General features: G+C 66.8%; 13 protein-coding genes. 8 read left to right on the forward strand and 5 right to left on the reverse strand.

What is annotated here, in order from left to right:
• Positions 1 to 32: 32 nt before the first annotated feature.
• Complete coding sequence (locus C0V75_RS01265; protein ID WP_101919087.1) at positions 33 to 923, forward strand: SMP-30/gluconolactonase/LRE family protein; 891 nt, start codon at positions 33 to 35, stop codon at positions 921 to 923.
• Positions 920 to 2,317 (forward strand): NADP-dependent phosphogluconate dehydrogenase, encoded by a 1,398-nt coding sequence (gndA, locus tag C0V75_RS01270; RefSeq protein ID WP_101919088.1) that lies wholly within the window; start codon positions 920 to 922, stop codon positions 2,315 to 2,317. The genes C0V75_RS01265 and gndA overlap by 4 nt, the downstream gene beginning before the upstream one ends.
• Before the next feature lie 3 nt (positions 2,318 to 2,320).
• Here gndA and C0V75_RS01275 read toward each other — a convergent pair whose 3' ends face one another.
• A complete protein-coding gene (locus tag C0V75_RS01275) occupies positions 2,321 to 3,316 on the reverse strand; it encodes a LacI family DNA-binding transcriptional regulator (RefSeq protein WP_101919089.1) in 996 nt (331 codons plus the stop codon).
• Positions 3,317 to 3,476: 160 nt separating this feature from the next.
• Between C0V75_RS01275 and C0V75_RS01280 the strand changes: the two genes are divergently transcribed.
• From C0V75_RS01280 to C0V75_RS01290, 3 genes are read left to right on the forward strand one after another with little or no spacing between them, the layout of a single operon-like run.
• Positions 3,477 to 4,970, forward strand: a complete 1,494-nt coding sequence (locus tag C0V75_RS01280) for a sugar ABC transporter ATP-binding protein (protein WP_101919090.1) — start codon at positions 3,477 to 3,479, stop codon at positions 4,968 to 4,970.
• 7 nt (positions 4,971 to 4,977) lie between these two features.
• Positions 4,978 to 6,000, forward strand: a complete 1,023-nt coding sequence (locus tag C0V75_RS01285; protein ID WP_101919091.1) for an ABC transporter permease — start codon at positions 4,978 to 4,980, stop codon at positions 5,998 to 6,000.
• A 26-nt stretch (positions 6,001 to 6,026) separates the two neighbouring features.
• Positions 6,027 to 7,073 (forward strand): substrate-binding domain-containing protein, encoded by a 1,047-nt coding sequence (locus C0V75_RS01290; RefSeq protein ID WP_101919092.1) that lies wholly within the window; start codon positions 6,027 to 6,029, stop codon positions 7,071 to 7,073.
• A 93-nt stretch (positions 7,074 to 7,166) separates the two neighbouring features.
• Here C0V75_RS01290 and C0V75_RS01295 read toward each other — a convergent pair whose 3' ends face one another.
• Complete coding sequence (locus C0V75_RS01295) at positions 7,167 to 8,141, reverse strand: LacI family DNA-binding transcriptional regulator (protein WP_158241756.1); 975 nt, start codon at positions 8,139 to 8,141, stop codon at positions 7,167 to 7,169.
• A 132-nt stretch (positions 8,142 to 8,273) separates the two neighbouring features.
• Here C0V75_RS01295 and C0V75_RS01300 point away from each other — a divergent pair, with 132 nt between their 5' ends.
• Genes C0V75_RS01300 through C0V75_RS01310 form a run of 3 tightly spaced genes read left to right on the forward strand, consistent with a single transcriptional unit; the run spans position 8,274 to position 11,031 of the window.
• Complete coding sequence (locus C0V75_RS01300) at positions 8,274 to 8,759, forward strand: TRAP transporter small permease (protein WP_101919094.1); 486 nt, start codon at positions 8,274 to 8,276, stop codon at positions 8,757 to 8,759.
• Positions 8,756 to 10,045: a TRAP transporter large permease subunit gene (locus C0V75_RS01305; RefSeq protein ID WP_101919095.1), complete on the forward strand. Its 1,290-nt coding sequence runs from the start codon at positions 8,756 to 8,758 to the stop codon at positions 10,043 to 10,045. The genes C0V75_RS01300 and C0V75_RS01305 overlap by 4 nt, the downstream gene beginning before the upstream one ends.
• A 14-nt stretch (positions 10,046 to 10,059) precedes the next feature.
• Positions 10,060 to 11,031, forward strand: a complete 972-nt coding sequence (locus tag C0V75_RS01310; protein WP_101919096.1) for a DctP family TRAP transporter solute-binding subunit — start codon at positions 10,060 to 10,062, stop codon at positions 11,029 to 11,031.
• A gap of 66 nt (positions 11,032 to 11,097) precedes the next feature.
• On the opposite strand, the gene C0V75_RS01315 is transcribed toward C0V75_RS01310, so the two are convergent.
• From C0V75_RS01315 to atpD, 3 genes are all read right to left on the reverse strand, one after another.
• Complete coding sequence (locus tag C0V75_RS01315) at positions 11,098 to 11,448, reverse strand: H-type lectin domain-containing protein (RefSeq protein WP_101919097.1); 351 nt, start codon at positions 11,446 to 11,448, stop codon at positions 11,098 to 11,100.
• Positions 11,449 to 11,566: 118 nt separating this feature from the next.
• Positions 11,567 to 11,959 (reverse strand): F0F1 ATP synthase subunit epsilon, encoded by a 393-nt coding sequence (locus C0V75_RS01320; RefSeq protein WP_101919098.1) that lies wholly within the window; start codon positions 11,957 to 11,959, stop codon positions 11,567 to 11,569.
• A gap of 12 nt (positions 11,960 to 11,971) precedes the next feature.
• Entirely contained in the window at positions 11,972 to 13,390 is a 1,419-nt protein-coding gene (gene atpD, locus C0V75_RS01325) for a F0F1 ATP synthase subunit beta (RefSeq protein ID WP_101919099.1), read from the reverse strand.
• Position 13,391: the final 1 nt, after the last annotated feature.

Consider the following 13,391-nt stretch of genomic DNA (forward strand, 5'->3'; position numbering starts at 1 on the left):
TGCGCCCATCCGGGCGACCAAGGGGGTTTGTCATGTCATTCTTCGAAATCCACGACCCGGCCTTTGCCGGCTATGTGATGGGCAATGCCCCGGTCAAACGCCTTGGCACCGGGTTCGACTGGGTCGAAGGCCCGGTCTGGTTCGGCGACATGGGCTGTCTCCTCTTCTCCGACATCCCCAACAACCGCATCCTGCGCTGGACGGAAGAGGGCATCACCCCCTTCCGCGCCCCGTCGAACTATGCCAACGGCCATACCCGCGACCGGCAGGGTCGGCTGATCAGTTGCGAACACGGCACCCGCCGGGTGACGCGCACCGAATGGGATGGCAGCCTCACCGTGCTGGCCGATGGCTTTCAGGGCAAGCCGCTCAACAGCCCCAATGACGTGATCGTCGCGCAGGATGGCGGCATCTGGTTCAGCGATCCGCATTACGGGATCATGACCGATTACGAAGGGTTCAAGTCGCCGCAAGACCTGCCCTGCGCCGTCTATCGCATCGCCCCCGATGGCAGGATCGAGGCGATGATCACCGACATGGCCTGTCCCAACGGCCTCACCTTCAGCCCCGATGAAAGCCGCCTCTACGTCGCCGATACCGGGCGGATGTTCACCGACGACCCGCAGCATATCCGCGTCTATGACATGGTCGATGGCCACCCGGTCAACGGGCGCCTCTTCCACAAGGTGGATCACGGCTGCGCCGACGGGATGCGGGTGGACAGTGACGGCAACCTCTGGTCCTCCGCTGGCGACGGGGTGCATTGCATCGCCCCCGACGGGCGGCTTCTGGGCAAGATCCTGGTGCCGGAAACCGTGTCGAATATCTGCTTCGGCGGGCGGGCCAAGCACCGGCTTTTCATCACCGCGACAACCAGCCTCTATTCCGTCATCCTGAACCGCAAGGGACTTCAGACACCATGACCGCACCGCAGACCGGCCTGATCGGGCTGGGCACCATGGGGGCCGCGCTGGCCCTGAACATCGCCGAAAAGGGCTTTCCCATCGCCGTCTGGAACCGCACCGGATCGGTCACGCAGGCTTTCCACGCCAATGCGGGCGATCTTGCGCCCCGCATCACGCCCACCGCCACGCTGGCCGAACTGGTGCAGGCCATCGCCCCGCCGCGGGCGATCATCCTCATGGTCCCCGCAGGCCAGCCCGTCGATGACCAGCTTGCCGCGCTGGCCCCGCTCCTCGGGCCCGAGGATCTGGTGATCGACGCGGGCAATGCCAATTTCCGCGACACCAACCGCCGCGATGCCGCGGGCCTGCCCTTCCATTTCATGGGCATCGGCGTCTCGGGCGGCGAAGAGGGCGCGCGCCACGGCCCCTCGATCATGGCGGGCGGCCCGCCCGCCGCCTGGGCGCGGATGCAGCCGCTCCTTCAGGCCATCGCCGCGCGGGCCGAAGACGGCACCCCCTGCGCCGATCACATGGGCCCCTCCGGCGCCGGGCATTTCGTCAAGGCGGTGCATAACGGCATCGAATATGCCGACATGCAGATGATCGCCGAAACCTACGGCGTGATGCGCGACGGGCTCGGCATGGCGGCCCCCGCCATCGCCCCCGTCTTCGACGCCTGGAACAAGGGCATCCTGCAATCCTACCTGATCGAGATTTCGGGCCAGGTCGCCGCCACGGCCGATCCGGTGACCGGCACCCCCCTGCTCGACATGATCGTCGATTCGGCCGGGCAGAAAGGCACCGGCCGCTGGACGGCGGTCGAGGCGCAGCACCTCGCCGCCCCCGTCCCGGTGATCGAGGCGGCGGTGATGGCGCGCAATGTCTCGGCCCGCCGGGCGGAACGGGCGGCGGGCGAGGCCCGCTTCGGCCGCGCAACACCGGAACTCGACCTCACCGTCGATGATCTGGAACAGGCGCTGATCGCGGGCAAGATCCTGTGCTACGCGCAGGGCTTCGCCATGATGACCGCCGCCGCCGCCGAATTCGGCTGGGCGCTGGACATGCCCGCCATCGCCCGCGTCTGGCGGGCGGGCTGCATCATCCGCTCCGCCATGCTGAACGACATGGCGGCGGCCCTGGCCGAGGACCCGGCGCGCAACCTGATCCTCGCCCCGTTCTTCGCCGCGCAGCTTGACCGCAGCCTGCCCGCCCTGCGCCGCGTCGTGGCCGCCGGGGCCTTGCAGGGCATGGGCCTTCCCGCCCTCTCGGCCGGGCTCGCCTGGTTCGATCTGATGCGTCAGGCGCGCGGCACGGCGAACATGATCCAGGGCCAGCGCGATTTCTTCGGCCTGCACGGGTTCACCCGACTGGATGGGCTGGACCATCCCCACGGCCCCTGGGCGCAGGGCTGAGGCTCAGCCCGTCTCACCCGGCACCAGCCGGGTGGGAACCACCGTCACATCCTGCCCCGGCTCGCCCTTCAACCGCGCCACCAGCGCCTCGGCGGCGGCCTTGCCGATGGCCGTCGTCGGCACCACCGTCGTCGTCAGGCGGCGCGGCAGGATCGACGCCGCCTCCATCCCGCCCCACCCCGCGATGCCCAGATCCTCGGGCACCCGGATGCCCCGCGACTGGGCATGGGCCAGCCCGCCGATGGCCATCTCGTCATTGTGGAAATAGACCACGTCCAGATCGCGCGTCCGGCTCAGCAGCGTCTCCAGCCCGTAAAGCCCCGCATAGAACCCCGGCATGTCCAGCAAGAGTTCGCTCGCCACCAGCGGATGCCCCGCCTCTGCCAGCGCCGCGCGAAACCCGTCCAGCCGCGCCTGCCCCATCACATCGGCCCGCGCCAGCGCCCCCACATAGCCCGCCCGCCGCCGCCCGCGCCGAAGCAGATGCTGTCCCATCTCCGCCCCGCAGTCGAAATGCGAAAACCCCACCGACATGTCGATCGGGCTTGTCGTCAGGTCCCAGATTTCCACCACCGGCATCGCCGCCTGCCGCAGCAGGTCCACCGTCCCCGGCTGATGCGTGCGCCCCGACAGAATCAGCCCCGCCGGACGCCAGCTCACGATCTGGCGCACCCAGGCCTCTTCTTCTTCGGTCGAATGGTTGTTGGCTCCGATGATCAGCTGATATCCCAACCGGCTCAGCGCGCGGTCCACCCCGTCCAGCACATGCCCGAACAGGCCCGAGGTGAGGCGCGGCACGCACATCCCGACCAGCGTCGAGGCCTGATCCGCCCCGAAGGCGGCGGCCAGCTTGTTGGGCACATATCCCAAGGATTCCGCCACCTTGCGCACCCGGTCACGGGTTTCGTCGGAAAAGCCGGTGCCGCCGCGCAGCACCCTGCTGACCGTCATCTTCGACACTCCGGCCGCCTTGGCGATGTCTTCCAGATTGGCCTTCATCGGCGCTCCCGGCTGGTCAGAACAAGGGAAGGCAGGCGCGTCATGTTATCGATAACTTTATTCTTGACTCAGTCTGCGGATCGGATCACCCTGACTACGTTACCGGTAAACCTGGCAGAAGTCCGGGACACCGGCAACCCTTTGGGAGGAGGAAACGCCAGTGCCACCGTCAGCCGACGGCCTGTTCTTTGACCGCGTCGTGAAGTCTTTCGGCGGCACGCGGGCGTTGAAAGGCGTATCCCTCAAGGTCTCGCGCGGCGAAATCGTCGCCCTCTTGGGCGAGAATGGCGCCGGCAAATCCACGCTGATCAAGACGCTGGGCGGCATCCATCGCCCGGATGAAGGCGATGTGCTGATCGACGGCGTCCCCTATGCCCATGAGGCGGGCAAGGCGGGCGGCCAGAAGGTGGCCTTCATCCATCAGGACCTCGGCCTGATCGAATGGATGAGCGTGGCCGAAAACATCGCCCTCGCCCTCGGCTATGCCCGCAAGGGCCGCCGCATCGACTGGGCCGCGACCGAGGCCCGCGCCGATGCGGCGCTGGCGCTGGTCGAGGCGGATTTCTCCGCCACCGCCCGCGTGGACCGTCTGACCCGCACGCAGAAATCGCTGGTCGCCATCGCCCGCGCCCTCGCCGCCGATTGCGATTTCCTTGTCCTCGACGAACCCACGGCCAGCCTTCCGGCGGATGAGGTGGAACGCCTCTTCACCGCCCTGCGCCCGCTCAAATCGCGCGGCGTCGGCATGATCTATGTCAGCCACCGCCTGGACGAGATTTTCCGCATCGCGGACCGCGTCGCCGTGCTGCGCGATGGCCAGATGGTGGGCATGCGCGCCATCGAACACACCACGCCCGAGGAACTGGTCACCCTGATCGTGGGCCGCAAGGCGCGCGAAATCGACCGCCCCGCCGTGCAGGACGGCCCCGCCATCCTCACGGTCGAAGGGCTGCGCGCCGCCGCCGTCGGCCCGGTCAGCTTCCAGATCAAGCGCGGCGAGCTTCTTGGCCTCGCCGGTCTGCGCGGGGCGGGCCATGAAGACATCGGCCGCGCCCTCTTCGGCCTGATCCCGCATAGCGGGCAGATCCGGCTGGACGGCCAGTCGCCCGACCTCCACAGCGCCCAGACAGCCATGCGCTCCGGCATCGGCCTCGTCGCCCGCGACCGCATCGGCGAAAGCGTCGCCCCCGGCCTCTCGATCCGCGAGAATGCCTATCTCAACCCCTCCGCCACCGGGCGGGGCCTGCTCTCCTTCCTCACCCCCCGGCGCGAACAGGAGATGGCCCGCGTCATCGGCACCCGCGTCGGCCTGTCGCCCAACGATCCGGCGCTGACCATCGAATCCCTCTCGGGCGGCAATCAGCAGAAGGTCGTCGTGGGCCGCTGGCTCGACAGCGGGCGACGCCTCCTCGTGACCGAAGACCCGACCGCGGGCGTCGATGTCGGCGCCAAGGCCGAAATCTACCACCTGCTCTATCAGGCCCTGGCCAGCGGGATGGGCGTCCTCGTCGTCTCCACCGATTTCGAGGAAATCGCCAATATCTGCCACCGCGCCATCGTCTTCAGCCGCGGCTTGCCGGTCGCGGAACTGACCGGAGTCGAACTTTCCACCGAAACCCTGATCCAGGCCGCATCGGCCGGGGAAGCCGCCTGAGGAACCCATGCCCGGTATCGAATCCAACGCCGTCGAACCCACCAAGGACGAACTCCGCGGCCTGGGAGCAATGCAAAAGATGGCCCGGCTCGCCCCGACCTATGGTCTGGTCATCCTGATGTTCGGCCTCATCCTCGTCTTCTCCGTGCTGCTGCCGAACACCTTCCCCACCCTGCTCAACCTGCGCTCCATCCTGTCGGACAAGGCGATCATCGCGCTTCTCTCCCTTGCCGCGATGATCCCCATGGTCTCGGGCCGGATCGACCTGACCGTCGGCTATGGCATCGTGCTCTGGCACATCCTCGCCATCAGCCTGCAAACCGTCTTCGGCCTGCCCTGGCCCATGGCCGTGGCCATCGTCCTGATGCTGGGCGTCATCACCGGCGCGCTGAACGGCCTTCTGGTCGAAGTGGCGCGCATCGACAGCTTCATCGCCACGCTCGGCACCGGCACCATCCTCTATGCGCTGGCGCTCTGGCATACCGGCGGGCGGCAGATGGTCGGGCAATTGCCCGATGCCTTCTACGCCATCAACGGCACCTTCGTCCTCGGCCTGCCGATCACCGCCTTCTACGTGCTGGCGATCACCCTGATCCTCTGGATCGTGCTCGATTACACGCCCATCGGCCGCTACCTCTATGCCATCGGCGCCAACCAGCGCGCGGCGGAACTGAACGGCATCCCCACCCGCAAATTCGTCATCGGCGCCTTTGTCACCTCCGGCGCGCTCACCGCGCTGGCGGGCGTGCTGCTGGCGTCAAAGCTGCGCATCGGGCAGGCGAGCGTGGGGCTGGAATTCCTGCTCCCCGCGCTGGTGGGGGCCTTCCTCGGCTCCACCACGATCAAGCCGGGGCGCGTCAATGTCTGGGGCACCATCGTCGGCGTGATGATCCTCGCCGTCGGCATCTCGGGCATCCAGCAATTCGGCGGCTCCTTCTGGGTGGAACCGCTGTTCAACGGCACGACGCTGCTTATCGCCATCGGCATCGCGGGTTACGCGCAGCGCAAGAAAGGCGCGAAGACGAAGTAAGACAGCAATAAGTGGAGGAGAACACCATGCTGAGACGCACCCTTTTCAACGGCCTTCTCGCCGGAACGATCATGGCCACCATGGGCCTGCCCGCCCTGTCGCAAGAGGCCTTCGACGGCCCGACCTCCGGCCCCAAGGCGGCTGAGGGCAAGACCATCGTCGTCCTCGCGGGCGATCTGAAGAATGGCGGCATCCTCGGCGTCACCACCGGGATCGAGGAAGCGGCGGCCAAGATCGGCTGGACGGTCAAGGTGCTGGATGGCGCCGGTTCGGTCCAGAACCGCTCTGCCGCCGTGGGCCAGGCGCTGGCGCTGAACCCCGATGGCATCGTCATCAACGGCTTTGACGCCGCCGAACAGCAGACCGCGCTCGAAGGCGTGACGGCGGCAGGCATTCCGATGGTGTCCTGGCATTCCGGCCCCAAGATCGGCTGCGACGCGCCGGGCGGCATCTTCGCCAACGTGTCCACCGATGCGATGACGGTGTCCGACGTGGCGGCAAAATGGGCGCTCGACGATGCGGGTGGTAAGCCGGGCGTGGTGATCTTCACCGATTCGACCTATCAGATCGCCATCGACAAGGCCGACCGGATGAAGGCCGCCATCGAAGCCGGCGGCGGCACCGTGCTGGAATATGTCGATACGCCCATCGCCGAGACCTCCACCCGCATGGGGCCGCTGACGACCACGCTCCTGCAAAAGCACGGCGCGGCATGGACCCACTCGCTCGCCATCAACGACCTCTATTTCGACTTCATGGGTCCCTCGCTCGCCGCCGCCGGGATCGACGGCAAGGGCGCGCCCAAGGCCGGCTCGGCAGGTGACGGCTCCGAGGCCGCCTTCCAGCGCATCCGCACCGGCCAGTATCAGGCCGTCACCGTTGCCGAACCGCTGAACCTTCAGGGCTGGCAGCTTGTCGATGAACTCAACCGCGCGATCCAGGGCGAGGCCTGCTCGGGCTACATCACCGCCCCGGCCCTCGTGACGGAAGAGGGGCTCGCCGGAACCGAAGGCAATGCCTTCGATCCGAACAATGGCTACCGCGAGGCCTATGCCGCCATCTGGGGCAAGTGATCCGGACCTGACCACCCGCTCCGGCTCTCGGGCCGGGGCGACCACAGGAAAGGCGACCCCGGCCCCAAGGCCGGGGTCGCTTCCGTTCCGGCCTCAGGGCCGCACCGTCGTCCCCGCCACGATCTGGAAATCGACCAGATCCGTCCGCGCCTCCCCCGGTTGCAGCAAGGCCTGCGCCGCACGGGCGCCGATCTCGTGCAATGGCACTTCCAGCGTGGTCAGCCGCGTCTGGATCGCATGGCGCAGCGACGTGCCGTTGAACCCGATGACGGATGTCCGCCCCGGCACCTCCACCCCGGCCGCCAGCAGCGCGCGCAGGCCGCCAATCGCCATCGCATCGTTCAGGTAATGGATCGCCTCGGGCGGCGGCCCCTCGGCCAGCAGCGCGGCCGTCAGCGCCTCGCCCGTCACCACATCGCGCGGCAGCGCATCATCGGCCAGCACCCGGCAGCGTCCCCCGGCCTCTTCCAGCCGCTGGCGGAACCCTTCCAGCCGCCGCGCGGCGCACAGATCGCGGTCCAGTTGCGCCCCGACATAGCAGGCATCCCGCAACCCGCGCGACAGGAAGATATCCGCCGCCGCCCGCCCCGCCGCCCGATGCGACAGGCCCACCGTGGCATCCAGATCAGGCCGGTCGCCATCCCAAAGCTGCACGCAGCGCACCCCGCTTTGCCGCAGCACATGCATGGTGGCCCCGGTCCGCTCCAGCCCCCCGGTCAGGATCAGCCCCGACGGTTTCAGCGACAGCACCGTCCGCACCAGCCGCGCCTCGTTCTCCGGATCGAAAAAGGTCTCGCCGATGAAACTGGAAAACCCCTTCGGGACAAGCACCGCATTGATCCCGGCCAGAACGCCCGAATAGACCATGTCGCCGATCGACGGGATCAGGATGCCCACGATCTGGCTGCTCTGCGACGACAGCGCCCCTGCCAGACCATTCGGCACATAGCCCAGGTCATCGGCCACCTGCATCACCCGCTGCCGCGTCGCCAGGCTGATCCGCCCGGTGCCGCGCAGCACCTTGGACACGGTCATCGGGCTGACGCCAGCCGCCGCAGCCACCGTCACGATTGTTGGCGCCTTGGGTCCGGCGGGGGGTTGACTCGATTTCATGTTATCGTTACCACTTTGGGTTAACGATAACCCACCGGAGGTTTTCCCCGCAAGGGAAAAGAGGGTTTCGCCGCAGAGGAGGAAGGAATGCCAACTGTCGTCAGACGGTTCTGGTCGGTTATCGACCTTGTTCTGGTGGCCCTGCTGGGCGCCATGATCGCCATCGTCTTCGCCAATGTCGTGCTGCGCTACGGCTTTTCCTCCGGCATCCGCCAATCGGTCGAACTGGCCCGCCTGGCCTTTGTCTGGATCGCCCTTCTCGGCGCGGCGGTCACCCTGCGCCGCGACGAACACCTCGCGCTGACCGAGTTTTCCGAACGCCATTTCCCCCGCGCCGTCCCCCTGCTGCGGCGCATCTGCTGGCTGGTCGTGATCCTGACCATGGTCATGTTCTTCATCGGCGCCTGGCATCAGATGATGGCGAACTGGTCCAATATCTCGTCCCTGACCGGCCTGCCCTCGGCGCTCTTCTATCTGGCGGGCGTGGTCTCGGCCCTGCTGATGGGCGCGGTCGCCGTGGTGCGGCTGATCGACCCTACCCCCTTCGCCAAGGCGGAGGGTCACAGCGAATGACCCTCGTCCTCTTCCTCGGCGTCCTCTTCCTCGGCATCCTGATCGGCCTGCCCATCGCCTTCGCGCTGCTGCTCGCCTCGGTCGCGCTGATGCTGCATCTCGACAGCTTCAACTCCGACATCCTCGCCCAGGGGCTGGTCAACGGCGTGGACAGCTTCCCCCTGCTCGCCATCCCCTTCTTCCTCGTCGCGGGCGAGGTGATGTCGCGCGGCGGCCTCTCCACCCGCATCGTCAAGCTGGCCATGACGCTGGTCGGCCACCGGCGCGGCGGCCTCGGCTATGTGGCGATCATCACCTCCATCGTGCTGGCGGGCCTCTCCGGCTCGGCCGTGGCCGATGCGGCGGCGCTGGTGTCGATCCTGTACCCGATGATGCGCAACGCCGGCTATCCCGAAGGCCGCAGCCTTGGCCTTCTCGGTTCAGGCGGGATCATCGCCCCGATCATCCCGCCCTCGCTCCCGCTCATCCTGATGGGCGTGGCAGGCAATATCTCCATCGGCAAGCTCTTCATGGCGGGCATCGCCCCCGGCCTGATGATGGGCCTGACCCTGATGCTGGTCTGGCGCTACCTGATGCGCAACGAAGACATCGCCACCCTGCCCCGCGCCAGCCGCGCCGAACGCCTTGCCGCGCTGAAGGATGGCTTCTGGGCGCTGCTCCTGCCCGTCATCATCATCGGCGGCATCCGCTCGGGTGCCTTCACCCCGACCGAGGCCGCCGTCGTCGCCGCCGTCTATGCCATCCTCGTCTCGCTCCTCGTCTATCGCTCTGTCACCTGGACGATGCTTTACGAGGTGCTGCTCTCCGCCGCCCGCTCCACCGCTATGGTGATGTTCCTTGTCGGCGCCGCGATGGTGGCCTCCTGGCTCATCACCGTCGCGCAACTGCCGCAGCAACTGGGCGTCTTTCTCGCCCCGCTGATCGACAATCCGCGCCTCCTGATGCTGGTCATCATGCTGATCGTCTTCGCCGTCGGCATGGTGATGGACCTCGCGCCCACGATCCTGATCCTCGTGCCGCTCTTCATGCCGCTGGTGAACATGGCCGGGATCGACCCCGTCTATTTCGGGCTGATGTTCGTGCTGAACTGCTCCATCGGCCTGCTCACCCCGCCCGTCGGCACGGTGCTGAACGTCATCTGCGGCGTCGCCAAGGTGAACATGAGTACCGCCGTCCGTGGCGTGACGCCCTTCGTCGCCGCCTACACGGTGCTGCTCGGCCTTTTCATCCTGTTTCCTGAACTCATCACCATTCCCGCCGAAATCCTCGGCGGATCGACCAGATAAAGGGAGGACTGACCATGAACATTCTCAAGACGCTCGGCCTTGCTTCGGCCTTCGCCCTGTCCGCCTTCGCGGCGCAGGCGCAGACCGAACTGAAGCTCGCCCATGCCGCGCCGGAAACCGACCTGCAACAGACCCTGTCGCTCTTCTTCAAGGAACAGGTCGAGGCGCGCACCAACGGCTCCGTCACCGTGGCGATCTTCCCGCAGGGCCAGCTCGGCAATGACGCGGCCATGATCGACGGCGCCCGTTCGGGCATCATCGACATCGCCATGTCGGGCCTGAACAACTTCACCGGGCTGGTTCCCGCCGCCGGGGCCTTCGAACTGCCCTTCCTCTTCCCCGACCGCGCCACCGCCTATGCGGTGCTGGATGGTGAGATCGGCCAGGGCATCGCTGGCGAATTCACCCAGCACGGGCTCAAGGTCCTGGGCTTCCCGGAAAACGGCTACCGCAACATGACCAACAACCGCGGCCCGATCCGCACCCCGGCCGATGTGTCGGGCCTCAACATGCGGGTCAACAATTCCAAGGCGCTGAACGAGATGTTCGCCCTTCTGGGCGCCAACCCGACACAGCTTCCCGTGGCGGAACTCTACACCGCGCTGGAAACCGGCGTCGTGGACGCGCAGGATCACCCCGTGGGCATCGTGCTGTCCTTCAAGTTCAACGAAGTGCAGCAATATCTCAGCCAGACCCAGCACGCCTATTCCGCGCTGGCGCTGGTGATGAACGACGCCAAGTTCAACAGCCTGACGCCCGAGGAACAGAAGGTCATCGCCGAGGTCGCCGCCGAAGCCGTCGCCATGCAGCGCAAGGCCGCGCAGGACAAGGAAGCCGGCATGATCGAGGAGCTGAAGGCCGCCGGGATGGAAGTGAACACCGATGTTGACGTTGCCGCCTTCCAGGCCGCGGTCAAGCCGGTCTGGGACAGCTTCATCGCCGAACAGGGCGATGCCGTGGTCAGCGCCATCCTCGCCGCGCAATAAGCCCGGCATCACCGGAACGCAGGTCAGGGGCGGGCAACCGCCCCTTTCCTTTTGCGCAGCACAGGCTCAGTCGATCTCCCAATCCTCGTCATCCTGCACCGGGCCGATCGCCGTCCAGTCGGCGCGGATGCGGGCGATGCGCGTATCGCCCCAGGTGCGGAACACCAGATGAAACCCCGTCTCGGTCACATTCTCGGCGGTCAGGTCCGCGCGCATGTTGGTGCGGTGATCCATGTCCCACAGCGAGATGCCCACCATCACCGCAGGCGGCGCGCGGAACGGGTCTGAAAATACCACGGCAAAGCGGCTTTCGCGGTCGCCATGCCCCGTCCACATAACCCCATCCGTGGCAAAATCCGAAAACAGCACGCGGCTGCCCTGAAGGACCCCGATGGTGTTGGAAGACAGACGCTTCATCCTCGGCTTTCTCATCGCGAACCCGCAAACCCCTTACCCGGCACACCGTCCCGCCACCATAGCAGAAGGCCCCGCCTTGGCGACGGGGCCTTGCAATTTTCCTGCCAGCGATGCGCCGTTACTGACCGACCGCCGCGCGCAGCGCCAGCATGTCATTGACCAGCTTGTCAGCGCTGTCCTTGTCCTCGGCGCGGGTCGCGGCCTCGCGGGCCTCCGCCAGCAGCGCATCGAACAGCGTGGCATTCGCCTCTTCCACCGGCACCGCACGCTCGGCCAGAACCGACACGGCACCGGCCGTGATCTCGGCAAAGCCGCCCGTCACGACATAGGCCTTGGCCCCGCCTGCGGCGACCGCCTTCAGGATGCCGGGGCGCAGCGTGGTGATGGTGGGGGCATGCCCCTCCATCGCCGTCAGGTCGCCATCGGCCCCCGGAATCTGCACCTCGGTCGCCGCGACGGAGGCAAGCCTCCGCTCCGGCGAAACAAGGTCGAATTGCACCGTGCCTGCCATCGGCCAGCCCCCTTACGCGGCTTGCGCGGCGAGACGCTGCGCCTTGGCGATCACCTCGTCGATGTCGCCGACCATGTAGAAGGCGGCCTCGGGCAGGTGGTCATATTCACCGGCAACCACCGCCTTGAAGGACGCAATGGTCTTTTCCAGCGGAACCTGCACGCCATCCGACCCGGTGAAGACCTTCGCCACGTCGAAAGGCTGCGACAGGAAACGCTGGATCTTCCGGGCGCGGGCCACGGTCAGCTTGTCCTCTTCCGACAGTTCGTCCATGCCAAGGATGGCGATGATATCCTGCAACGACTTGTAGCGCTGAAGGATGCCCTGCACCGAACGGGCGACGTTGTAATGCTCTTCGCCCAGGATCTGCGGGTCCATCAGGCGCGAGGTGGAGTCGAGAGGGTCCACCGCCGGATAGATGCCAAGTTCCGAAATGGCGCGCGAAAGCACGGTCGTCGCGTCAAGGTGCGCGAAGGACGTCGCAGGCGCCGGGTCGGTCAGGTCGTCGGCCGGAACGTAGATCGCCTGAACCGAGGTGATGGACCCCGCCTTGGTCGAGGTGATGCGTTCCTGAAGCGCGCCCATGTCGGTCGCCAGCGTCGGCTGATAGCCCACGGCGCTCGGGATACGGCCCAGCAGAGCCGACACTTCCGAACCGGCCTGGGTAAAGCGGAAGATGTTGTCCACGAAGAACAGAACGTCCGTCCCCGACTGGTCGCGGAACTGTTCGGCCAGCGTCAGGCCGGTCAGCGCCACGCGGGCACGCGCGCCCGGCGGTTCGTTCATCTGGCCATAGACCAGCGCCACCTTGGACGAGGCAAGGTCGTCGATCTTGATGACGCCCGATTCCATCATCTCGTGATAGAGGTCGTTCCCTTCCCGGGTCCGTTCCCCCACGCCCGCGAACACGGAATAGCCGGAGTGCACCTTGGCGATGTTGTTGATCAGTTCCATGATCAGAACCGTCTTGCCCACGCCCGCACCACCGAAGAGGCCGATCTTCCCGCCCTTGGCGTAAGGCGCCAGCAGGTCGATCACCTTGATGCCGGTCACCAGGATCTGGCTTTCGGTCGCCTGCGCCGCGAAGTCCGGGGCGGGCTGGTGGATCGCGCGGGTCTCGGTCGCCGCGATCGGGCCCTTTTCGTCGATCGGCTCGCCGATCACGTTCAGGATGCGGCCCAGCGTGGCATCGCCCACCGGAACCGAAATCGGCGCGCCAAGGTCCTTCACCGGTGCGCCACGCACCAGACCTTCGGTCGCGTCCATGGCGATGGTGCGCACGGTGCTTTCGCCCAGATGCTGCGCGACCTCGAGGATCAGCTTCTTGCCGTTGTTGTCCGTCTCGAGCGCGTTCAGGATCGCCGGAAGCGCCCCGTCGAACTGCACGTCAACGACGGCGCCGATCACCTGCGTGACTTTGCCTTGTGCCATC

The sequence above is a fragment of the Tabrizicola sp. TH137 genome, assembly GCF_002855575.1.
GTDB lineage: Bacteria > Pseudomonadota > Alphaproteobacteria > Rhodobacterales > Rhodobacteraceae > Paragemmobacter.

Bases quoted from the DNA above. Each gene is read 5' to 3' on its own strand.
- atpD (WP_101919099.1), bottom strand. From the start codon at position 13,390: ATGGCACAAGGCAAAGTCACGCAGGTGATCGGCGCCGTCGTTGACGTG.
- C0V75_RS01305 (WP_101919095.1), top strand. From the start codon at position 8,756: ATGACCCTCGTCCTCTTCCTCGGCGTCCTCTTCCTCGGCATCCTGATC.
- C0V75_RS01285 (WP_101919091.1), top strand. From the start codon at position 4,978: ATGCCCGGTATCGAATCCAACGCCGTCGAACCCACCAAGGACGAACTC.
- C0V75_RS01275 (WP_101919089.1), bottom strand. From the start codon at position 3,316: ATGAAGGCCAATCTGGAAGACATCGCCAAGGCGGCCGGAGTGTCGAAG.
- C0V75_RS01290 (WP_101919092.1), top strand. From the start codon at position 6,027: ATGCTGAGACGCACCCTTTTCAACGGCCTTCTCGCCGGAACGATCATG.
- C0V75_RS01265 (WP_101919087.1), top strand. From the start codon at position 33: ATGTCATTCTTCGAAATCCACGACCCGGCCTTTGCCGGCTATGTGATG.
- C0V75_RS01300 (WP_101919094.1), top strand. From the start codon at position 8,274: ATGCCAACTGTCGTCAGACGGTTCTGGTCGGTTATCGACCTTGTTCTG.
- C0V75_RS01310 (WP_101919096.1), top strand. From the start codon at position 10,060: ATGAACATTCTCAAGACGCTCGGCCTTGCTTCGGCCTTCGCCCTGTCC.
- C0V75_RS01320 (WP_101919098.1), bottom strand. From the start codon at position 11,959: ATGGCAGGCACGGTGCAATTCGACCTTGTTTCGCCGGAGCGGAGGCTT.
- C0V75_RS01315 (WP_101919097.1), bottom strand. From the start codon at position 11,448: ATGAAGCGTCTGTCTTCCAACACCATCGGGGTCCTTCAGGGCAGCCGC.
- gndA (WP_101919088.1), top strand. From the start codon at position 920: ATGACCGCACCGCAGACCGGCCTGATCGGGCTGGGCACCATGGGGGCC.